The sequence below is a fragment of the Pseudomonas sp. TREG-RG-20F-10-E-6-01 genome (assembly GCF_022662455.1).
GTDB lineage: Bacteria > Pseudomonadota > Gammaproteobacteria > Pseudomonadales > Pseudomonadaceae > Aquipseudomonas.
The window spans coordinates 105,285-124,581 of record NZ_JAKNQP010000005.1 but is presented as its reverse complement, the minus strand read 5'-3'; the positions used below and the strand labels follow the sequence as shown (position 1 = coordinate 124,581).

At 60.7% G+C, this 19,297-nt stretch carries 19 protein-coding genes and 1 pseudogene; 11 read left to right on the top strand and 9 right to left on the bottom strand.

The genetic code is table 11. From position 1 onward, the window contains the following. The first annotated feature begins 2 nt into the window (after positions 1-2). On the top strand, positions 3-623 hold the full coding sequence (locus L8K08_RS16785; protein WP_145159967.1) for a TetR/AcrR family transcriptional regulator: 621 nt from the start codon (positions 3-5) through the stop codon (positions 621-623). A 173-nt stretch (positions 624-796) separates the two neighbouring features. On the opposite strand, the gene L8K08_RS16780 is transcribed toward L8K08_RS16785, so the two are convergent. The 3 genes from L8K08_RS16780 to L8K08_RS16770 form a co-directional block, all read right to left on the bottom strand. Further along, positions 797-1,780 carry a phasin family protein gene (locus L8K08_RS16780; protein WP_242198793.1) on the bottom strand — a complete coding sequence of 328 codons (984 nt, stop codon included), beginning with the start codon at positions 1,778-1,780 and terminating at the stop codon, positions 797-799. Between the two features lie 12 nt (positions 1,781-1,792). Next, positions 1,793-2,215 (bottom strand): phasin family protein, encoded by a 423-nt coding sequence (locus tag L8K08_RS16775; protein WP_242198790.1) that lies wholly within the window; start codon positions 2,213-2,215, stop codon positions 1,793-1,795. 105 nt (positions 2,216-2,320) lie between these two features. Then, complete coding sequence (locus L8K08_RS16770) at positions 2,321-2,596, bottom strand: polyhydroxyalkanoic acid system family protein (RefSeq protein WP_242198787.1); 276 nt, start codon at positions 2,594-2,596, stop codon at positions 2,321-2,323. A gap of 145 nt (positions 2,597-2,741) precedes the next feature. On the opposite strand from L8K08_RS16770, the gene ubiE reads away from it, so the two are divergent. The 10 genes from ubiE to L8K08_RS16720 all read left to right on the top strand — a co-directional run bounded on the left by ubiE (position 2,742) and on the right by L8K08_RS16720 (position 10,935). Next, the gene (ubiE, locus tag L8K08_RS16765) at positions 2,742-3,512 is read left to right on the top strand and encodes a bifunctional demethylmenaquinone methyltransferase/2-methoxy-6-polyprenyl-1,4-benzoquinol methylase UbiE (RefSeq protein WP_242198785.1); all 771 of its coding nucleotides are present in this window, start codon (positions 2,742-2,744) and stop codon (positions 3,510-3,512) included. Continuing rightward, complete coding sequence (locus L8K08_RS16760; RefSeq protein ID WP_242198783.1) at positions 3,512-4,135, top strand: SCP2 sterol-binding domain-containing protein; 624 nt, start codon at positions 3,512-3,514, stop codon at positions 4,133-4,135. The genes ubiE and L8K08_RS16760 overlap by 1 nt, the downstream gene beginning before the upstream one ends. Beyond that, positions 4,132-5,736, top strand: coding sequence for a ubiquinone biosynthesis regulatory protein kinase UbiB (gene ubiB, locus L8K08_RS16755; RefSeq protein WP_242198781.1), 1,605 nt, complete (start codon positions 4,132-4,134; stop codon positions 5,734-5,736). The genes L8K08_RS16760 and ubiB overlap by 4 nt, the downstream gene beginning before the upstream one ends. Positions 5,737-5,777: 41 nt before the next feature. Continuing rightward, the gene (hisI, locus tag L8K08_RS16750) at positions 5,778-6,170 is read left to right on the top strand and encodes a phosphoribosyl-AMP cyclohydrolase (RefSeq protein WP_012721796.1); all 393 of its coding nucleotides are present in this window, start codon (positions 5,778-5,780) and stop codon (positions 6,168-6,170) included. Positions 6,171-6,172: 2 nt separating this feature from the next. Continuing rightward, positions 6,173-6,505, top strand: a complete 333-nt coding sequence (locus tag L8K08_RS16745; RefSeq protein WP_099602007.1) for a phosphoribosyl-ATP diphosphatase — start codon at positions 6,173-6,175, stop codon at positions 6,503-6,505. 25 nt (positions 6,506-6,530) lie between these two features. Next, complete coding sequence (locus tag L8K08_RS16740) at positions 6,531-6,809, top strand: twin-arginine translocase TatA/TatE family subunit (protein ID WP_242198780.1); 279 nt, start codon at positions 6,531-6,533, stop codon at positions 6,807-6,809. A gap of 10 nt (positions 6,810-6,819) precedes the next feature. Beyond that, positions 6,820-7,251, top strand: coding sequence for a Sec-independent protein translocase protein TatB (tatB, locus tag L8K08_RS16735; RefSeq protein WP_242198777.1), 432 nt, complete (start codon positions 6,820-6,822; stop codon positions 7,249-7,251). Continuing rightward, a complete protein-coding gene (gene tatC / locus L8K08_RS16730) occupies positions 7,248-8,039 on the top strand; it encodes a twin-arginine translocase subunit TatC (protein ID WP_242198774.1) in 792 nt (263 codons plus the stop codon). The genes tatB and tatC overlap by 4 nt, the downstream gene beginning before the upstream one ends. Next, on the top strand, positions 8,036-8,743 hold the full coding sequence (locus L8K08_RS16725) for a 16S rRNA (uracil(1498)-N(3))-methyltransferase (protein ID WP_242198771.1): 708 nt from the start codon (positions 8,036-8,038) through the stop codon (positions 8,741-8,743). The genes tatC and L8K08_RS16725 overlap by 4 nt, the downstream gene beginning before the upstream one ends. Positions 8,744-9,018: 275 nt before the next feature. After that, positions 9,019-10,935, top strand: a complete 1,917-nt coding sequence (locus tag L8K08_RS16720) for a methyl-accepting chemotaxis protein (protein WP_242198769.1) — start codon at positions 9,019-9,021, stop codon at positions 10,933-10,935. A gap of 183 nt (positions 10,936-11,118) precedes the next feature. Here L8K08_RS16720 and L8K08_RS16715 read toward each other — a convergent pair whose 3' ends face one another. The 6 genes and pseudogenes from L8K08_RS16715 to L8K08_RS16690 all read right to left on the bottom strand — a co-directional run bounded on the left by L8K08_RS16715 (position 11,119) and on the right by L8K08_RS16690 (position 19,291). Next, complete coding sequence (locus L8K08_RS16715) at positions 11,119-11,853, bottom strand: amino acid ABC transporter ATP-binding protein (protein ID WP_145159949.1); 735 nt, start codon at positions 11,851-11,853, stop codon at positions 11,119-11,121. Then, the gene (locus L8K08_RS16710) at positions 11,846-12,805 is read right to left on the bottom strand and encodes an amino acid ABC transporter permease (RefSeq protein ID WP_145159947.1); all 960 of its coding nucleotides are present in this window, start codon (positions 12,803-12,805) and stop codon (positions 11,846-11,848) included. The genes L8K08_RS16715 and L8K08_RS16710 overlap by 8 nt, the downstream gene beginning before the upstream one ends. Positions 12,806-12,928: 123 nt before the next feature. Continuing rightward, positions 12,929-13,726 (bottom strand): transporter substrate-binding domain-containing protein, encoded by a 798-nt coding sequence (locus L8K08_RS16705; protein ID WP_145159945.1) that lies wholly within the window; start codon positions 13,724-13,726, stop codon positions 12,929-12,931. A gap of 220 nt (positions 13,727-13,946) precedes the next feature. Continuing rightward, complete coding sequence (locus L8K08_RS16700; protein WP_145159943.1) at positions 13,947-14,747, bottom strand: transporter substrate-binding domain-containing protein; 801 nt, start codon at positions 14,745-14,747, stop codon at positions 13,947-13,949. Positions 14,748-14,896: 149 nt separating this feature from the next. After that, a pseudogene (mdoH, locus tag L8K08_RS16695) lies at positions 14,897-17,505 on the bottom strand (glucans biosynthesis glucosyltransferase MdoH). Then, complete coding sequence (locus L8K08_RS16690) at positions 17,498-19,291, bottom strand: glucan biosynthesis protein G (RefSeq protein ID WP_347341007.1); 1,794 nt, start codon at positions 19,289-19,291, stop codon at positions 17,498-17,500. Before L8K08_RS16690 ends, mdoH begins: the two are co-directional and overlap by 8 nt. Positions 19,292-19,297 lie beyond the last annotated feature (6 nt).

Here is a 19,297-nt window from a genome sequence, read left to right as displayed (position 1 = left end):
GGATGAAGACCCGCGACCGTATCCTTGAATGTGCCTTGCAGTTGTTCAACCACAAGGGCGAACCGAACGTGTCGACCATGGAGGTAGCCAATGAAATGGGGATCAGCCCCGGCAACCTCTACTACCACTTCCATGGCAAGGAGCCGTTGGTGCTTGGGCTGTTCGAGCGCTTTCAGAATGAACTGGCGCCGCTGCTTGACCCGCCGGCGGATGCGCAACTCAGCGCCGAGGATTACTGGCTGTTCCTGCACCTGATCGTCGAGCGCATGGCCCATTACCGGTTCCTGTTTCAGGACCTGTCAAACCTCGCGGGGCGCCTGCCAAAGCTGGCCAAGGGCATTCGCACCTTGCTCACGGCGCTCAAGCGTACGCTGGCGTCGCTGCTTGCGCGTTTGAAGGCGGCGGGGCAGTTGGTCAGTGATACCCAGGCACTGGGCCAATTGGTGGAGCAGATCACCCTGACGCTGCTGTTTTCGCTGGACTACCAGCGCATCCTCGACCGAGAAGGCGAAGTGCGCGTGGTGGTGTACCAGATCATGATGCTGGTGGCGCCGCACTTGCTGTTGCCGGCACGGCAGGCGACCGAGAAGTTTGCCCTGAAATATCTGGATGATCTGGATTGAAAATGTGGGAGCGGGCTTGCCCGCGATAGCGGTGAGTCAGTTAGCACCTATGTCATCGGCAGACCGCAATCGCGGGCAAGCCCGCTCCCACATTGGAACTATGTGGGTCATACGATCGCCAATAAAAAACGCCCGACCTTCACAGGCCGGGCGTTTTTTGTGCCCTGAAAAAATCAGGACTGACTGGATGGCGTCGGGGTTGCCGGCGATGCAGTCGGGGCAGTAGCAGCGTGCGTCGGTGCGGACACCGAGTTGGCTGTCGAAGCGGTCGGCGCCGGCGTTGCAGGCTTGGCCGCAACCGCTGGTTTTGCCGCTGCTGGTTTTTTCGCTACAGCAGGCTTCTTGGCGGCGGCTGGTTTTGCCGCTGGCTTGGCCGCCACAGCTTTGGCAGCCGGTTTTGCCGCGGCTGGCTTGGCTGCAGATTTCGCGGCAGGCTTGGCAGCGGGTTTTGCAGCAGCCGTTTTAGCCGCAGGTTTCGCAGCCGCCTTGGCAGCAGGTTTAGCCGCTGGCTTGGCAGTTGCTTTAGCGGCCACGGGTTTAGCAGCAGACTTGGCGGCAGGTTTAGCGGCGGCTGTTTTAGCGGCAGGCTTGGCAGCCGGTTTAGCCGCGGCTTTGGCTGGAGCCTTGGCCGCAGGTTTGGCAGCGGGTTTAGCCGCCGCTTTAACCAGAGGCTTGGCTGCAGCTTTCGCTGCAGGTTTTGCCGCAGCCGTTTTAGCGGCAGGCTTGGCAGCTGGTTTGGCCGCTGCGGTTTTAGCCGGGGCCACTTTTGCGCCCGTGAGCTTTTCGATTTGACGGGTCAGCGTATCGACCTTGCCGTGCAGCGTCTTCAGCTCAGCTTTGCTCGGCACGCCCAGTCGCGAAATGGCACTGTTAAGGCGCTTGTCGAAAGTTTCTTCCAACTTGCCCCACGTGTCAGAAATGCTCGACTTGGCAGAACCCGCACTCGCCTTTGCCGCTTCTACTTTCTTACCGACTGTAGTCTTGGTCAACTTCTCGGCCTTTTCGCCGTCCTTGACCAAAGTCTCGAAGTACTTACCGCCGTCACTGCTAACCTTCGAGTACACGCCTAAACCAGCAAGCCAGATCTTACGGGAATATTTTTCAACTTCCCCGATCCACGAGCTGCCTTCTTTCTGAGTAGTCTTTTTAACAGCCATCCCGATGTCTCCTTAGTGTTTACGCGCGACACGTTCTAGCAATGCCGTCAGCTCTTCGAGCTTAGCAGAGAGTGTCTCAACGTCATGTTTAGACGCAATGCCGATCCGATTCAAGGCACTGGCAACACGCGTGTCAAAAGCTTTTTCAACTTTATCCAGTTGAACTTCAACCAAACCTTTGACGCTTGAGACATTACTCTTTACTTGATCAATCTGACTGTTGGCAGCATCAAGTTGTTCAACGACAACTTTTTTGCCTTTACTTTCAACATGTTGACCAGTCTTAACCAGCTCTTTGAAATAGTCGCTGCCTTCATTGCCGACCTTGGCGTAGGCACCAAGACCTGCCAGCCAGATCTTGCGGGCGTAGCTTTTAACGTCACTCAGGGCGGTGGTCTGAATGTCGATTTTTTTCTTCAAAATAACTTTGGCCATGGTGCACCTCACGCAAATCAGGGTCGAGGAACGGCCCACAGGAGTTGAGGGCTTGGGCACAAAGTAGGGTGAAAAATTAGAATCGGCACCCTAAGCGCACTCGAATCAGGCCAACGCCTTATCCACGGCTTTCTCGATTTCGGATTTGATAGTGCCACTCATGGCCGACATCAACAGGCCGAGTTCCACATCAATGCGCAGCGATTCATCCGCTACAAGTACCGTGCCTTTCACCCCGGACCGTTTGAGCATCAGGGTGTCGCCGGACCACGTGGGCTCAAGGCCATATTGCTCTTTGAGTTTGTGCGCCAACTTCTCGGCCTTCGCCCGCGCGCCTTCTTTACCCAGGGAATGTGCGCGCTCTACGGTAATACGGGCCATTGCAATGACTCCTCTTTATAACGACTCAGAACACCTGCCATGCGGCAAAAGGTCTCGGTGACCGTCTATCTTACCTTCAGCCTTGCCAAGACAAAGCAAGCCTTGGGGATTATCATGTCCCGCATTCTCTTTTGGTGACAGCGATATGACTGATCAGCGCAAAGGCAGCGATGCCGAACCCACCACTCACTTCGGCTTCAAGAACGTTCCGGAAAGCCAGAAAGCGGAAAAAGTCGCTGAGGTGTTCCACTCCGTAGCCGCCAAGTACGACCTGATGAACGACGTGCTGTCGGGCGGCATGCACCGCCTGTGGAAGCGCTTCACTATCGAGTTGTCGGGTGTACGCACCGGCAACCGCGTGCTGGACATTGCCGGCGGCACGGGCGACCTGGCCGCCAAGTTCTCCAAGCTCGTCGGCCCGACCGGCCAGGTGGTGCTGGCGGATATCAACGGTTCGATGCTCAAGGTTGGCCGTGATCGCCTGCTGGATAAAGGCGTGGCCGGCAACATCGAATTCGTCCAGGCCGACGCTGAAAAGCTGCCGTTCCCGGACAACCATTTCGACTGCGTGACCATTGCCTTCGGCCTGCGCAACGTGACCCACAGAGAGGACGCCATCCGCTCGATGCTGCGTGTGCTCAAGCCAGGTGGCCGCCTGCTGGTGCTGGAGTTCTCCAAGCCGACCAACGCGCTGATGTCCAAGGTCTACGACACCTACTCGTTCGCCTTCATGCCGTTGATGGGCAAGCTGATCACCAATGACGCCGAGAGCTACCGCTACCTGGCCGAATCGATCCGCATGCACCCCGACCAGGAAACGCTGAAGTCGATGATGGTAGACGCCGGTTTCGACCGCGTGACCTACCACAACATGACCTCGGGCATCGTCGCCCTGCACCGCGGCATCAAACCCTGATGCTGTTCGCAGGCCTTCTCGCCAGCGTTGAACACGGCCTCAACCGTGTGCTGCGCCTGGACAGCACCGCCCTGGCGCGGCTCGCGCACTTGAACGGCAAAGTCATTGCCGTCGATTGCACGAGCCCCGCCTTGCAGCTGTTTATCCTGCCCAGCGATGAAGGCGTGCTGCTCGCGACCCAATGGGCCGCCGAAGCCGACTGCACCCTGCGTGCGCCCGCCTCGAGCCTGTTGCACCTGGCGCTGAGCCGCAACAAAACCGCCATCCTCCACGGCCCCGACGTGGAACTGGAAGGCGACAGCGCGGTGCTGATGGACCTGGCCGCCGTGCTGCAAGACCTGGAACTGGATTGGGAATACGAGCTGTCACGCTGGATCGGCCCCGTGGCCACTCAGTTGATCAGCGGGCACCTGCGCAGCCGCTCGCGCTGGTACCAGCAAGGGTTCGCCGCCCTCAACCAGAACCTTGCCGAATACCTGAGCGAAGAATCGCGCACCCTGGTCGGAGAACGGGAAGCGCAAGCGCGCTTTCGCGAACTCGACAAGGCCAAAATCGACCTGGAACGCCTCGAGGCGCGCGTTGAGCGCCTGAGCCGTTCCCTTGATCCAAGCGATAACGCATGAAGCTGCTCGCCGTCCGCCGTCTGTTTCGTATCCAGCGCGTCGTAATCCGCTACCGCCTCGATGACCTGCTGTTCGCCCTGCCCTTGCCGTGGTTTCTGCTGGCGGTGCGCTATGTGCTGCCATGGCGCTGGCTCCCGCGCAGACCGCTGGAGCTGAGCCGTGGCGCGCGCCTGCGCCTGGCGCTGCAGGATTTGGGGCCGATTTTTATCAAGTTCGGGCAGATCCTCTCCACCCGCCGCGACCTGTTGCCCGAAGACATCGCCGACGAGTTGATGCTGCTGCAGGACCGCGTGCCGCCGTTTGATTCCCAACAGTCGATGAAGCTGATCGAAGAGCAGTTGGGCAAAAAGATCAGCGAAGTATTCAGCCGTTTCGACGTCGACCCGCTGGCCTCGGCCTCGGTCGCACAGGTGCACGCCGCGCAGCTCAAGACTGGCGAAGAAGTGGTGGTGAAGGTGATTCGCCCCGGCCTCAAGCCGATCATTGGCCAGGACCTGGCGTGGCTGTTCATTCTTGCGCGCGCCGCCGAGCGCTTCTCCGCCGACGCACGCCTGCTGCACCCGGTGGACGTGGTCGCCGACTACGAAAAAACCATCTACGACGAACTCGACCTGCTGCGCGAGGCCGCCAACGCCAGCCAGCTCAAGCGCAACTTCGAAGGCTCGCAGCTGCTGTACGTGCCGCAAGTGTATTGGGACTGGTGCCGCCCCAAAGTGCTGGTGATGGAGCGCATCTACGGCGTGCAGGTCACCGACCTCGCCACCCTGGCCGACCAGCGTACCGACATGAAAATGCTCGCCGAGCGCGGCGTGGAGATCTTCTTCACCCAGGTGTTCCGCGACAGTTTTTTCCACGCCGACATGCACCCGGGCAACATCTTCGTCAGCACCGTCAACCCGTGGAGCCCGCAGTACATTGCGATCGACTGCGGCATCGTCGGCAGCCTGACCCCGGAAGACCAGGATTACCTGGCGCGCAACCTGTTCGCCTTCTTCAAGCGTGACTACCGCCGCGTGGCGCAGCTGCACATCGATTCGGGCTGGGTGCCGGCAGAAACCAAGCTCAACGAATTCGAAGCGGCCATCCGCACCGTGTGCGAACCGATCTTTGAAAAACCGTTAAAAGATATTTCATTCGGCCAGGTACTGATGCGCCTGTTCCAGACCGCGCGGCGCTTCAATATGGAAGTGCAGCCGCAACTGGTGCTGCTGCAGAAAACCCTGCTCAACATCGAAGGCCTGGGCCGTCAGCTGTACCCGGACCTCGACCTGTGGAACACCGCGCAGCCGTTCCTGGAGCGCTGGATGCGTGAGCGCGTCAGCCCGAAAACCTTGCTGGGCAACCTGCAAAGCCAGGTCGAGCAACTGCCGCACCTGGCCAACATGACGCGCGACCTGCTGGAGCGCATGTCCCAACCCCACGCCAAAGACCCCGCGCCGCCCTGGCAGAAGCGCAAGGACGATTGGTTCCTGCGCCTGCTGGGCGCCGCGCACCTGGTCGGCGGCGTGATGCTGGCCATCGGTGGGCCGCTGAACCAACTGGGCCACTGGCCGGCCGGCATCATGGTCGCCGTGGGTGTTTATCTGATCGTGCGTCGATAGCCGATCCGGTTATACACTGTCGCAAATTGCCGGAGCGGAACATGAAAGACTGGCTGGACGAGATCAAATGGGACAGTGACGGCCTGGTGCCGGCCATTGCCCAGGACTACAAGACCGGGCGCGTGCTGATGATGGCCTGGATGAACCGTGAGGCCCTGAGCCTCACTGCCACTGAGCAGCGCGCCATTTACTGGTCACGTTCGCGTGGCAAACTGTGGCGCAAGGGCGAAGAGTCCGGGCACGTGCAAACCCTGCACGAGATGCGCATCGACTGCGACGCCGACGTGGTAATCCTCAAAGTCGAGCAGATCGGCGACATCGCCTGCCACACCGGCCGTCACAGCTGCTTCTATCGCGTGTTCGAGAATGGCGAATGGAAGGTGGTCGAACCGGTGCTCAAAGACCCGCACGCCATTTACTCGGCAGGACACTAGACATGAGCGATACCCTCAACCGCGTGGCCCAGGTGCTGGAAGACCGCAAAGGCGCGGACGCCGACAGCTCCTATGTCGCCAGCCTGTACCACAAGGGTTTGAACAAGATTCTGGAAAAACTCGGCGAGGAATCCGTCGAAACCATCATTGCTGCCAAAGACGCGCAAATCAGCGGCGACTGCAGCGATGTCATCTACGAAACCGCTGACCTATGGTTCCATAGCATGGTCATGCTCGCCCAACTGGGGCAGCATCCGCAGGCAGTGCTGGATGAACTGGACCGTCGCTTCGGCTTGTCCGGGCATGCCGAAAAGGCCTCGCGCCCGTCCGCCTGAATAACTTTTACAGAGGAATTGCAGCATGGGCATTTTTGACTGGAAACACTGGATCGTCATTCTGGTGGTGGTGGTACTGGTGTTCGGCACCAAGAAACTCAAAAACCTGGGCACTGACGTGGGCGAGTCGATCAAGGGCTTTCGCAAAGCCATGAACGACGATGAAAAGCCCGCCGAACCTGCCGCCAACCCGGTCCCCCCGGCGCAGCCTGTGCACCCGCAGGCCACCCAGCCCATCACCGAACGTCGTACCTTCGACGTGCAGGCTGAAAAAGTCCAAGAGCCGACCCGCAAAGACTCGTGAGCACTGACTAATGTTTGGTATCAGCTTCTCTGAACTGCTCCTCGTCGGCCTCGTCGCCCTGCTGGTATTGGGGCCGGAACGCCTGCCCGGTGCCGCGCGCACGGCCGGCCTATGGATCGGGCGCCTGAAACGCAGTTTCAACGCCATCAAACAGGAAGTTGAACGGGAAATCGGCGCCGACGAGATTCGCCGCCAGCTGCACAACGAACATATCCTTTCGTTGGAGCAGGAAGCGCGCAAGATTCTGTCGCCGGTCAATGAGCCGAGCAAACCGGCAGAGCCCGTGGCCGAGCACAGCATCGCGCCACCGGCCGCGGCTGATGCTGCCCCCGTGGTGGAACACACCCCGGCACCCACCGCACCTGCCCCGACAACGCCAGCGCCGACGCCCGTTGCGTCGCCCGCTCCCCATGACCCTACATTGCCGCCGCGAGCCCCATGAGCGCTGATAAACCGGAAAACGACCAGCACATGCCGCTGGTCTCGCACCTCACCGAGCTGCGTACCCGCCTGCTGCGTTGCGTAGCGGCGATCTTCATCATCTTTGCCGGGCTGTTCGCCTTCACCCAGCAGATCTACACCTTCGTTTCGACACCGCTGCGCCAGTACCTGCCGGCCGGCGCGACGATGATTGCCACCGACGTGTCGTCACCGTTCCTGACGCCGTTGAAGCTGACCATGATGGTTTCGCTGTTCCTGGCGATCCCGGTGATCCTGCACCAGATCTGGGGCTTTATCGCGCCGGGCCTGTACAAGCATGAGAAACGCATCGCGGTGCCATTGCTGGTGTCGAGCATCCTGCTGTTCTACACCGGCATGGCCTTCGCCTATTTCCTGGTGTTCCCGCTGATCTTCAAGTTCTTCGCCGCCGCCACCCCGGCCGGTGTGGAGATGATGACCGACATCACCAGTTACCTCGACTTCGTGATGACGCTGTTCTTCGCCTTTGGCGTGGCCTTTGAAATCCCGGTCGCCGTGGTGCTGCTGGTATGGATCGGCGTGGTTGACGTCAAGTACCTGAAGAAAGTGCGCCCTTACGTGATCATCGGTTGCTTTGTGGTCGGCATGATCCTGACGCCACCGGACATCTTCTCGCAGACCCTGTTGGCTGTGCCGATGTGGATGCTGTTCGAGATCGGCATCCTGTTTGGCAGTTTGATCAGCAAACGTGGCGAGCACCCGGATAACCAACCCGCCGACGACGATCAGCCGCCAGCGACCCAGCCGTGAACCTGCTGCTGCTTGAGGAGGCCGACTTTATCGCGGCCGACCGGGTGATCCTGCGTGATCGGCGCCTGGTGCATATGCAGGACGTCCACCGCGCAGTGGTGGGTGACAACCTGCGTGTGGGCCGCATCGGCGGGCTGATGGGCAACGCCCACCTGCTGCGCCTGGAACCCGGCGAAGCCGAGCTGCGAGTCAGCTTCGACCTGCAGCCGCCGGCCAAACTGCCGCTGACCCTGCTGCTGGCGCTGCCGCGCCCGAAGATGCTGCGCCGGGTGCTGCAAACCGTCGCAGCCATGGGCGTGCCCAAGGTGGTGCTGGTCAACAGCTACCGCGTGGAGAAGAGCTTCTGGCAAACCCCGTTCCTTGAGCCAGAGGCGATTCGTGAGCAGTTGGTTCTGGGTCTGGAGCAGGCGCGCGATACGGTGCTGCCCGAGATCGTTATCGAAAAGCGCTTCAAGCCGTTCGTCGAAGATCGCCTGCCAGCCATGACCGCAGGCACCCTCGGCCTGATCGGCCACCCCGGCGACTACCCAGCCTGCCCGCGTGCGCTGGATGAACCGGTAACGCTGGCCATCGGCCCGGAAGGTGGCTGGATACCCTACGAAGTGGACCTGCTGACCAAAGCCGGCTTGCAACCCGTGCAGCTCGGCGCGCGAATCCTGCGCGTAGAAACCGCCGTGACCGCCCTGCTCGCCCGCCTGTTCTAAACCTCACCGTTTGCTGCCAAGCGGGCTTTTTGTGGCGAGCGGGCTTGCCCCGCGTTGGGGCGCGAAGCGGCCCCAAAACGGTCAACTGGGTATGCCTGACATACGGCGTTGCTCTGACTGGGGCTGCTGCGCAGCCCAACGCGGGGCAAGCCCGCTCGCCACAAAAACCTGCCCACCTCAAAACGCGCAACATGATCCATCGCGCCTACAGAATAGTCCTGCGCAGCCGATAGCCTCTGAATAAGTCCAAGCCTTGTTCAAAGGGAGTTCGCAGTATGTATCGTTGGTTAGCCGAAAAACTGGGGAATGTGAGCGTCAACCGCAAGCTGAGCATTGGCTTTGGCTTGGTGTTAGTCCTGACGTTGTTGACCACCTTCACCGGCTGGACCGGCCTGGGCGATGTGATCAGTCGCGGTGACAAACTGGGCTTTATCTCCAGCCTCAACGGCCTGACCAAAGACCTGCGCCTGGCGCGCCTGGACTTCGAAATGCGTCGCGGCGAACAAGGCACGGATGCGGTCAACAGCCTGCTTACCCAGCTGGACAACGGCCTTAAAACCGCACAAACCCTGATCGAGCAACCCGACGACAAGGCCCTGGTGGAGCAACAACAGGAGGCCTTGAACCAATACAAAAAAGCCTTCGCCACCATGGTCCAGGCCGGCCTGAAGCGCGAAGGCGCGCGCAGCAAGCTCGGCGACACCGCCGACAACGCCGTGGCCAAGACCAATGAGGTCGAGAAGGCGCTGCTGCAAGGTGACAGCGTTACCCAGTTCAACAGCGTGGTCGACTTGAGCAAGCTGATCCAGCAATCACGCTTCCAGGTGCGCGGCTATACCTACAGCGCCAAGACGGAGGCCGAGCAGCCTGCCCTGGATGCCATCGACAACGCCCTGAAGAAAATCACCGAACTGGAAGGCCAATTGCCTGCCCAGTACCAGGCCAACCTGCAAGAAGCCGGCGTGTCGCTGCAAGCCTATCGCACCGCCGTCAGCCAGTACCGCGACTCCCAGGTCGCCAGCGCTGCGGCCCTGAAAATCATGACCGAGCAAGGCGATATCCTGCTGGGCCACAGCGAAAAACTCACCGTCTCGCAAACCGCAGTACGCGATGCCGACGCGGCGCATGCCAAGCAGCTGTTGCTGCTGGCCACCGTACTGGCGCTGATCTTCGGCGTGGTCGCCGCCTGGGCCATCACGCGTCAAATCGTCATTCCGCTGAACCAGACGCTCAAAGTCGCTGAGCACGTCGCCTCCGGCGACCTGAGCCACAACCTCAACTCTGCGCGCCAGGATGAGTTGGGGCAGCTGCAACGCGCCACGCAAAGCATGACCGTCGGCCTGCGCGAGCTGATCGGCGGGATCAGCGATGGCGTCACTCAGATCGCCAGCGCCGCCGAGCAACTGTCGGCCGTCACCGAGCAGACCAGCGCGGGGGTCAATAGCCAAAAGGTCGAGACCGACCAAGTGGCCACTGCCATGAATGAAATGGCGGCCACCGTGCAGGAAGTGGCGCGTAACGCCGAGGAAGCCTCTGAAGCCGCCGTGGCCGCTGACCAGCAGGCCCGCGAAGGCGACAAAGTCGTGGGTGAGGCCATCGCCCAGATCGAGCGCCTGGCCACTGAGGTGGGCAATTCCACCGAAGCCATGGGCCATCTGAAGCGCGAAAGCGACAAGATCGGCAGCGTGCTCGACGTGATCAAGTCGGTCGCCCAGCAAACCAACCTGCTGGCGCTTAACGCCGCGATCGAGGCCGCGCGTGCCGGTGAAGCCGGACGTGGCTTTGCCGTGGTCGCCGATGAGGTGCGCAGCCTGGCCCAGCGTACGCAGAAGTCCACTGAAGAGATCGAAGAGCTGATCGTCGGCCTGCAAAGCGGCACCCAGCAGGTGGCCACCATCCTGGACAACAGCCGTGGCCTCACCGACAGCAGCGTCGAGCTGACCCGTCGGGCCGGCAACGCGCTGGGCAATATTACCCGCACGGTCTCGACCATTCAGGCGATGAACTCGCAGATCGCCACCGCCGCCGAGCAGCAGAGTGCCGTGGCCGAAGAGATCAACCGCAGTGTGCTGAATGTGCGCGATGTGTCTGAACAGACCTCTTCGGCCAGTGAGGAAACCGCCGCCTCCAGTGCCGAACTGGCGCGCCTGGGGATTTACTTGCAAACCCTGGTAGGCCGCTTTCGCATCTGAGCCGCCTTGCACGGCGGCCGACCCGAGCCGCCGAACCCATTGAGCGTTTGAGCCTGTTTCGGCTCACCCGCTTGCAGGCACAGTGCCGGAGGAGATTATTCGCGGTGAGATGATGGGGCGGTGTGTCGCTACACACCGCGGCCGCCGGTGCTCAGTTGACCCAGTCGAGCCCGGCCTTGAGGTTTACAGGACCTGGCGCAGGAAGGCCTGGGCCCGCGGGTCTTTCGGCGCGTCAAAGAACGCGGCAGGGGACGCGTCTTCCAGCAATTTGCCATGGTCGAAAAACAGCACCCGGTCGGCCACTTCGCGGGCAAAACCCATCTCGTGGGTGACGCAGACCATGGTCATGCCTTCCAGGGCGAGGGTCTTCATCACGTCCAGCACTTCACCGACCATTTCCGGGTCCAGCGCCGAAGTGGGCTCGTCAAACAGCATGACCTTGGGTTCCATCGCCAACGCGCGGGCGATGGCCACGCGCTGTTGCTGTCCACCGGACAAACGTGACGGAAACTCGTTGGCCTTTTGCGCAATACCGACCTTTTCGAGCAGCGCCAGGGCCTTGGCCTCGCGCTCTTGTTTGCCGCGCTTGCGCACGACTTTTTGCGCCAGGCACAGGTTTTCCAGCACCGTCATGTGCGGGAACAGGTTGAAATGCTGGAACACCATGCCGACTTCGCGACGGTAGGCGTTCACGTCGGTTTTCGGGTCAGCCAGTTGCAGGCCGTCGATGCTGACGGAGCCCGAGTCGAATACTTCCAAACCATTCAGGCAACGCAGGAAGGTGGATTTGCCGGAACCCGACGGGCCGATCACCACCAGCACTTCGCCCTTGGCGACTTGCGTGGTGACGTGGTCCACCGCGCGCACCACGTGACCACGGGTGTCGAAGACTTTTACCAGATCGCGGACTTCAATCACTTTGCGCGAGCCTCCGCTCAAGCCGGCTGGCCATTTTCGACAGCGGCAGGTTGATCAGCAGGTACAGGCCTGCCACACAGAACAGGATTTCAAACGGCGAGAACGAGGTGGTGATCACCTCGCGGCCACTTTTGAGCAGCTCGGTAATCGCGATTACCGACACCAGCGACGTGTCCTTGACCAGGCTGATAAATTGCCCGGCCAAAGGCGGCAGCACGCGCTTGAACGCTTGCGGCAATACCACATGGCGCATCGACTGGCTGGCACTCAGGCCCAGGGAACGCGCGGCTTCATTCTGGCCGCGGGTGATCGACTGCACACCGGCGCGCACGATTTCCGCCACATAAGCGCCAGTGAACAGCGACAGCGCCGCGATCCCGGCAAACTCCCGCGACAGATTGAGCACCGTGCCGATGAAGAAATAGAAAATGAAGATCTGCACCAACAGCGGCGTACCGCGTACCAGCTCGACGTAGATCGTCGACAGGTCGCGCAGGGTCGGGTTACTGGACAGACGGCACAGGCCGGTTGCCAAACCGATCGCCAGGCCGAGAATGCCGGACACCACCGAGAGCCACAATGTGGTCCACAAGCCCCACATCAACGGCCCCAGCGCCCAATGCCGGGTCACGCCCACCACGTCGCCCTCGGCAACATCGTCGCCACGCGACACTTGCAGGCTGTTGTCGGCCACGGTGAGCTTTTGCTCGGTGCCGGCGTCGTTGCGCAGGGTCACTTCAGCGACGTCGCCTTTGTGCACCAGTTCCACCACGGTGGAGATGTCGGCGGCGCGCTGGGACGTTTCGGCCTGATAGGCGAAGTACTGCGGCACGCGGTTCCAGCGCCACTCGTAAGACATCAGCGAGGTGGCGTAGTACAACGCGCCAGCCAGGCCAACCAGCACGACCACGGTCAGCAGGTGCCAGGGCCATTGGGCTTTTTTCTGTTTCATTTCACTTTCCGAAGATGTATCGCCTGGCATGCCGTCATCGCGGGCAGGCCCGCTCCCACAAGGGAACGCATTTCAACTGTGGGGGCTGGCTTGCCTGCGATGAAGTCGACTGGGTGTCAGCCTTTATTCCATGTCCTTGAGCCACTCGGCGCTCTTGAACCACTTATCATGGATGCGATCGTAGGTGCCGTCGTTGCGGATCTGGTGCAGGAAGTTATTGATGTAGTTGAGGCTGTCGTAATCGCCTTTTTTCAGGCCAAACGCCAACGGCTCGAAGGTGAAGGGTTCTTCCAGGAACACCAGTTTGCCGTTGCCGACCTTTTTCTCGGCAACCACGTTGTACGGCGCGTCATACACAAAGGCATCAGCCTTGCCATTGACCACGTCGAGCACGCCTTCCTGCTCGTTGTCATAGCCGTGGTACTTGGCTTTGGAGATCAGCTTTTTGGCGACCATCTCACCGGTGGTGCCCAGCTTGGAGGTCAGGCGGTATTTCTCATCGTTGAGGTCTTTGTAGGACTTGATGGTGCCTTCCAGGTCCTTGCGAATCAGCAACGTCTGGCCGACCACGATGAAGGGTTCGCTGAAATTGAGTCGCAGGTTGCGTTCCTGAGTCAGGGTCATACCGCTGCCGATCATGTCGAACTTGCCGGTCAGGAAGGCCGGGATGATGCCGTCGTAACCGGTGGACACCAGCTCCAGTTTGACGCCCATCGATTTGGCCATGGCCTTGAGGATGTCGACTTCAAAGCCGATGATGTCACCGCGCTTGTCTGTCATTTCGAACGGCATGTAAGTCGGGTCCATGCCGACTTTCAGCGTGCCGCGCTTGACCGCATCATCGATGGCGCCAGCGTGGGCCGCAGTGGCCGCGACCAGCGCGGTGACGCCGAGCATCAGCATCGAAAGATACTTTTTCATCATCAAGTCCCCTGAACGGTTCTTATAAAGTCGGCGCGCAAAAGGGCTGCACCAATTCGGGGTGCGATCCTACCCCACTCGCTGCCCGTCACAAAGGTTTCACGGGTAAATGTTCCCTGCGTATGTCGGAAAAGCCCCACAACGGTGCAGCAACGCGCAGGGTCAGACAGGTTCAGCGGAAGTGCGCGGCAACATCTTGATAGATAAGTGGTTATGACGATCAATCAATCTCGGCCATCCAGGCGGTGTCCTTGAACCACTTGTCGTGCAGGCGATCGTAGGTCCCGTCCTGGGCCACCTGGCTAAGAAAGTGGTTAATCCAGTTGAGGCTGTCGTAATCACCTTTTTTCAACCCGAACGCCAGAGGCTCAAAGGTGAATGGCTGCTCAAGCGCCAACAGTGTGCGGTTTTCCGGCCGGGCCATTGCGATCAGGTTGTAGGGCGCGTCATGAATGAAGGCATCGGCATTACCCTCCACCACCTGCCGCACGCCCTCTTCCGCGGTGGCGAAACTGCTTAGCCGGGCCGCCCCGAGAAAGCGTCGCGCCGCTGTCTCTGCGGTGGTACCTGCCGTGGCGGCGATCCGATAACCCGCTTCGTCGAGGTCTTCGATACTGGAAATTTTGCCGGCCAGGCTCGGATGCAGCAGCGCGGTTTGGCCAACCACGATGAAGGAGTCGCTGAAATTGAGCTTCAGATTGCGCTCTTGAGTGACCGTCATGCCGCTGCCGATCAGATCGAACTTGTTCGCCATCAGCCCCGGTACCAGGTCGGTATAGGGCATGGTGACCAATTCGAGTTGGACGCCCAGGGCGTGGCTCATGGCCTTGAGCAAATCGATCTCGAAGCCGACGATGCGTCCCTGCTTGTCCGTCATCTCGAAGGGCACATAGGCGGGCGTGGTGCCGACCTTAAGCACGCCACGGCGCACGGCGTCATCCAGGGCGCCGGCACTCAGCAGGCCCGCGTACACCCATGCGACAGCGCCTGTCAGCCACGCCCAACAATAGCTTTTGCTCATGATTCCCCCTGTGACCTCGTCAATTCGAGGGGGCGATGCTAACCCAGCCAAAGGCACGGCAATACGTCGCGAACAAAGGACTTTTGTTTCGAAATAACAAGGCGTTAGTGCGTAGAGGAAGAAGCGCGAAACGCTGTAGGACCAGCGCTTCAAACGCCCCCGAGGTGGGCCCTCGGGGGCGTATGAATCAGGCCGGTTGAGCCTGGGACGACAGCGGTTGCAGCGGCAGCAAAGGCGCGTGCGGGTCCGCCTTGATCGAAGCACGCCAGGCGCCGAGCCACTCGGCGTGACCTTCGCTCCAGACTTGCTGGTGCAGGCGAGCCAGGGCGACCGGATCGCTGAGCAGCGCCACGCGCTCGCCGTTGTTGAGGCCGGCAGGGCCGACTTTCAATGCGTGGCGGACACGCTCCTGACGCAGATGCTCGATCGGCTCCGCTTCACGGTGACGCGAGGTCGCCAGGGCGCAGGCCAGCGCATTCTGCTGCGGGTCGACGACCGAACGCACAAACCCGTCGTTCAGCGCGTGCCAGCGGTTTTCGTGGGTGTACTTCTCGGTCGATAGCAAGGCCTGCGGCGGATTGTATTCCTCAGGGATCAGGAACAGGCTCTCGTCGCGGGACTTGAGGCCCAGCTTCACGCGGCTGGAAATCACCGACACCGGAATCGACAGCATCAGCGAACCGACAATCGGAATCAGCCACCACAGGAAGCTTGGGTTCAGCCACACCACCAACAACGCCCAGAGGAAGCCGAGCAATGTTTGCGGACCGTGACGTTTGACCGCCTCGCTCCACGGCGTGGAGTCGTCGTCACGCTGCGGCGAGTTCCAAGTCGCAGCCCAGCCGAGGAACGCGGCCAGCACGAAACGGGTGTGGAAGATCATCCGCACCGGCGCCAGCAACATGGAGAACAGCATCTCCAGCAGCATCGACAAGGTCACCTTGAACTTGCCGCCGAACTCTTTCGCGCCCTTGGCCCAGATCAGGATGATGCTCAGCAACTTAGGCAGGAACAACAGCACGATGGTAGTGGAGAACAGCGCCACCGCCTTGTCCGGATGCCATTGCGGCCACAGCGGGTACAACTGGCGTGGCGCCATGAAGTACTGCGGCTCCATCAGGGTGTTCACCGCCAGCAACGCCGTCGACAGCACCAGGAAGAAGAACCACAACGGCGCCGACAGGTACGACATCACACCGGTCAGGAACACCGCGCGGTGCACCGGGTGCATGCCTTTTACCAGGAACAGGCGGAAGTTCATCAGGTTACCGTGGCACCAGCGACGGTCACGCTTGAGTTCGTCCAGCAGGTTCGGCGGCAGTTCTTCGTAGCTGCCCGGCAAGTCGTAGGCAATCCACACGCCCCAGCCGGCACGGCGCATCAGCGCTGCTTCAACGAAGTCGTGGGAGAGGATCGCACCGGCAAACGCCCCTTTACCCGGCAACGGCGCCAGGGCGCAGTGCTCGATAAACGGCTTCATGCGGATGATCGCGTTGTGGCCCCAGTAGTGGGATTCACCCAACTGCCAGAAGTGCAGGCCAGCGGTAAACAGCGGGCCGTACACACGGGTGGCGAACTGCTGCATGCGCGCATACAGGGTGTCCATGCCCGACGCACGCGGCGCGGTCTGGATAATCCCGGCATCCGGCGTGGCTTCCATCAGGCGCACCAGGCTGGTCAGGCATTCGCCGCTCATCACGCTGTCGGCGTCGAGGACCACCATGTACTTGTAGTCACCGCCCCAGCGACGGCAGAAGTCGTCGAGGTTGCCGCTTTTGCGTTTGACGCGACGGCGACGGCGGCGATAGAAGATCTTGCCGAACCCCCCGGCTTCGCGGCACACGTCAAGCCAGGCTTGCTGTTCGGCGATGCAGATATCGGCTTCGTTACTGTCACTGAGGACGAAGAAATCGAAACGGTCCAGATCGCCCGTGGCGGCCACCGATTCGAAGGTGGCGCGCAGACCGGCAAACACCCGGGGCACGTCTTCGTTGCAAATCGGCATTACCAAAGCGGTGCGGGCGTCTTTCGGAATCGGCTCGTCGCCGGCACTTTTACCGGAAATCCGGTATTTATCGTGACCGGTCAGCAGTTCCAGAAAGCCCATCAGCGCGGTCCAGAAACCGGCCGAGACCCAGCAGAACAAGATCCCGAACATGATCAGGATGCTGGTTTGCAGGGCGTAAGGCAGCACTTGGGTCGCGGTTTGCAGCAAGGTCTGGTTGCGCACTTCGTCGAAGTCGACCAGTGACCAGCCCTGGTACGGCATGATGCCTTTCATGTACCAGCCGGCAACGATGGTCTGACCGAGCATCAAAATCAGCAGGATGTAGCGGCGGATCGAACCGACGGTACGCCAGCGCGCGGCCGGCAGTACACGATCGTCCTTGGGCGGCTTCGGCGGGTTGGTGCGACCGGTCATCCGGCGCCAACCGCGCACCAGAATGTTGGTGCGCCAAGGCTCAGGCACCACTTTGGTCCGACGGATCGGCGGCGTGGCCTTCAGGCAAACCCGGCCACTGGCGTCGAGCGCAAGCATTTCCGCGTCTTGCAGCTCTTCGGCGGTGTTGAGGGTCAGCCGACGGCCGACCGACGCTTGGGCAGCGTCGGTTGGTGCGTCGAAGGTCGCGGACGAAAGCCGCTCATGCAGCTCGCTGAAGGACGTGCAGCCCGCCAGCTCGGCGCGCTGCTCGGCGGTCATCGGGAGGTGCGCCAGGTACTCGGACAGAGTCTCGGGCGTGGCTTGAGAATTACTCATCGGCAGGCAACTGATAGCTCCAGGTTTCGGTCAGGACGTGTTCTGTCTTGGCCGGCTCCGGATTAGAGAGTGGCGTGGCCGGGGCAGCTTCTGGCTGCTTGGCTTCCTTGTCTTTGGCTTCTTTCGCGTCTTTAGCTTCTTTAGCTTCTTTAGCTTCTTTAGCTTCTTTCTTGGCCTGTTTCTCGTGTTGCTTGGCCAAGAGCTTGTCGGCCTTGATCACTTGGGTCGACGCTTTTTCAGGCTCCGGCTGCGGGATGTCCTGGACCAGGGCCGCACGCATTTCAGTCGGTTTGCCTGCGTCCTTGATCTTCATCCGCAGGGTCAGGCGCCAGCCTTTGGTGTGTTCGTTGTAACGCACGCTGTTTTCAACGATTTCGGCGTTGTCGCCGACACTCACTTGGCTGCGCACCGCGGCGTCTGCCGGCAGGGCTTTGAGGGACGGGCCCTCGAAGTCAACCAGGTAGGCCACGCTGCCGTCCGGCTGACGGATCAGGTTGGATTGCTTCACGTCACCGGTCGAACGCAGGGTCTGCTTGACCCAGGCGCTGTCGGCCGGGTGCAGGGCTTTCTCGTCCATAGTCCAGTGCAGGCGGTAGCTGATGTCCAGCGGCTCGCCGACTTTTGGCAGCTCGGCCGGGCTCCAGAACGCAACGATGTTGTCGTTGGTTTCATCGGCGGTCGGAATCTCTACCAAATCGACCGAACCCTTGCCCCAGTCGCCTTCAGGCTCGATCCAGGCGCTTGGGCGCTTGTCGTAGTTGTCGTCCAGGTCTTCGTAGTGGCTGAAGTCGCGGCCACGTTGCAGCAGGCCGAAACCACGCGGATTTTCGATGGCAAAGTTGCTGACCGACAGGTGTTTAGGGTTGTTCAGAGGGCGCCAGATCCACTCGCCATTGCCGGCATGGATCGACAGACCGCTGGAATCGTGCAGTTCACGACGGTAGTTGAGCACCTTGGACGGCTGGTTCGCACCGAACAGGAACATGCTGGTCAACGGGGCAACGCCCAGTTTGCTGACCTTGTCGCGCAGGAACATCTGCGACTTGACGTCGACAACGGTGTCGGTGCCAGGGCGCAGGGTCAGGCGATAGGCGCCGGTGGCGCGTGGGGAGTCCAGCAAGGCGAAGATCACCAACTGCTTTTCACCCGGTTTTGGGCGCTCGATCCAGAATTCGGTGAAACGCGGGAACTCTTCACCGGACGGCAATGCAGTGTCGATCGCCATGCCACGGGCAGACAGGCCATACGACTGGCCTTTGCCGACGACGCGGAAGTAGCTGGCGCCAAGCATGGTCATGATTTCGTCTTGCTTGTCGGGCGTGTTGATCGGGTACAGCACACGGAAACCGGCATAACCCAGCTGTTCAGTGGACTTGGGATCGTATTTCACGTCGCCGAAATCGAAACGCGTCGGGTCGTATTTGATTTCCTGGACGGTGTCGGCGGTGACTTCGTTGATTTTCACCGGCGTGTCGAAGTGCATGCCCTGGTGATAGAAGGACAGCTTGAACGGCGTGTTCTGATCGGCCCACTCGGCTTTTTCGTTACGGAAACGAATCTTCTGATAGTCGGCGAATTTCATTTCGCGAAATTCGTTCGGCAGATTGCTGCGCGGAGCTTCGTATTTCTGCCCGGCCAGCTCTTTAGCCTTGGCCGACACATCATCCAGACTGAATGCCCACAGTTGACCCGCGCCGAACAGGCAAAACAGGGCGGAGCCCGTTACCAGTGCGTTTCGTAACCGTTTGGCAGACAATTTTGGTGCATTACAGGGACTAACAATCACGAGCAA

Coding starts and splice junctions, on each gene's coding strand:
- L8K08_RS16785 (WP_145159967.1), top strand. CDS start 3: ATGAAGACCCGCGACCGTATCCTTGAATGTGCCTTGCAGTTGTTCAAC.
- L8K08_RS16700 (WP_145159943.1), bottom strand. CDS start 14,747: ATGAGCAAAAGCTATTGTTGGGCGTGGCTGACAGGCGCTGTCGCATGG.
- hisI (WP_012721796.1), top strand. CDS start 5,778: ATGAAAGACTGGCTGGACGAGATCAAATGGGACAGTGACGGCCTGGTG.
- L8K08_RS16760 (WP_242198783.1), top strand. CDS start 3,512: ATGCTGTTCGCAGGCCTTCTCGCCAGCGTTGAACACGGCCTCAACCGT.
- ubiB (WP_242198781.1), top strand. CDS start 4,132: ATGAAGCTGCTCGCCGTCCGCCGTCTGTTTCGTATCCAGCGCGTCGTA.
- L8K08_RS16745 (WP_099602007.1), top strand. CDS start 6,173: ATGAGCGATACCCTCAACCGCGTGGCCCAGGTGCTGGAAGACCGCAAA.
- tatC (WP_242198774.1), top strand. CDS start 7,248: ATGAGCGCTGATAAACCGGAAAACGACCAGCACATGCCGCTGGTCTCG.
- L8K08_RS16770 (WP_242198787.1), bottom strand. CDS start 2,596: ATGGCCCGTATTACCGTAGAGCGCGCACATTCCCTGGGTAAAGAAGGC.
- L8K08_RS16775 (WP_242198790.1), bottom strand. CDS start 2,215: ATGGCCAAAGTTATTTTGAAGAAAAAAATCGACATTCAGACCACCGCC.
- L8K08_RS16705 (WP_145159945.1), bottom strand. CDS start 13,726: ATGAAAAAGTATCTTTCGATGCTGATGCTCGGCGTCACCGCGCTGGTC.
- L8K08_RS16740 (WP_242198780.1), top strand. CDS start 6,531: ATGGGCATTTTTGACTGGAAACACTGGATCGTCATTCTGGTGGTGGTG.
- L8K08_RS16710 (WP_145159947.1), bottom strand. CDS start 12,805: ATGAAACAGAAAAAAGCCCAATGGCCCTGGCACCTGCTGACCGTGGTC.
- ubiE (WP_242198785.1), top strand. CDS start 2,742: ATGACTGATCAGCGCAAAGGCAGCGATGCCGAACCCACCACTCACTTC.
- tatB (WP_242198777.1), top strand. CDS start 6,820: ATGTTTGGTATCAGCTTCTCTGAACTGCTCCTCGTCGGCCTCGTCGCC.
- L8K08_RS16780 (WP_242198793.1), bottom strand. CDS start 1,780: ATGGCTGTTAAAAAGACTACTCAGAAAGAAGGCAGCTCGTGGATCGGG.
- L8K08_RS16720 (WP_242198769.1), top strand. CDS start 9,019: ATGTATCGTTGGTTAGCCGAAAAACTGGGGAATGTGAGCGTCAACCGC.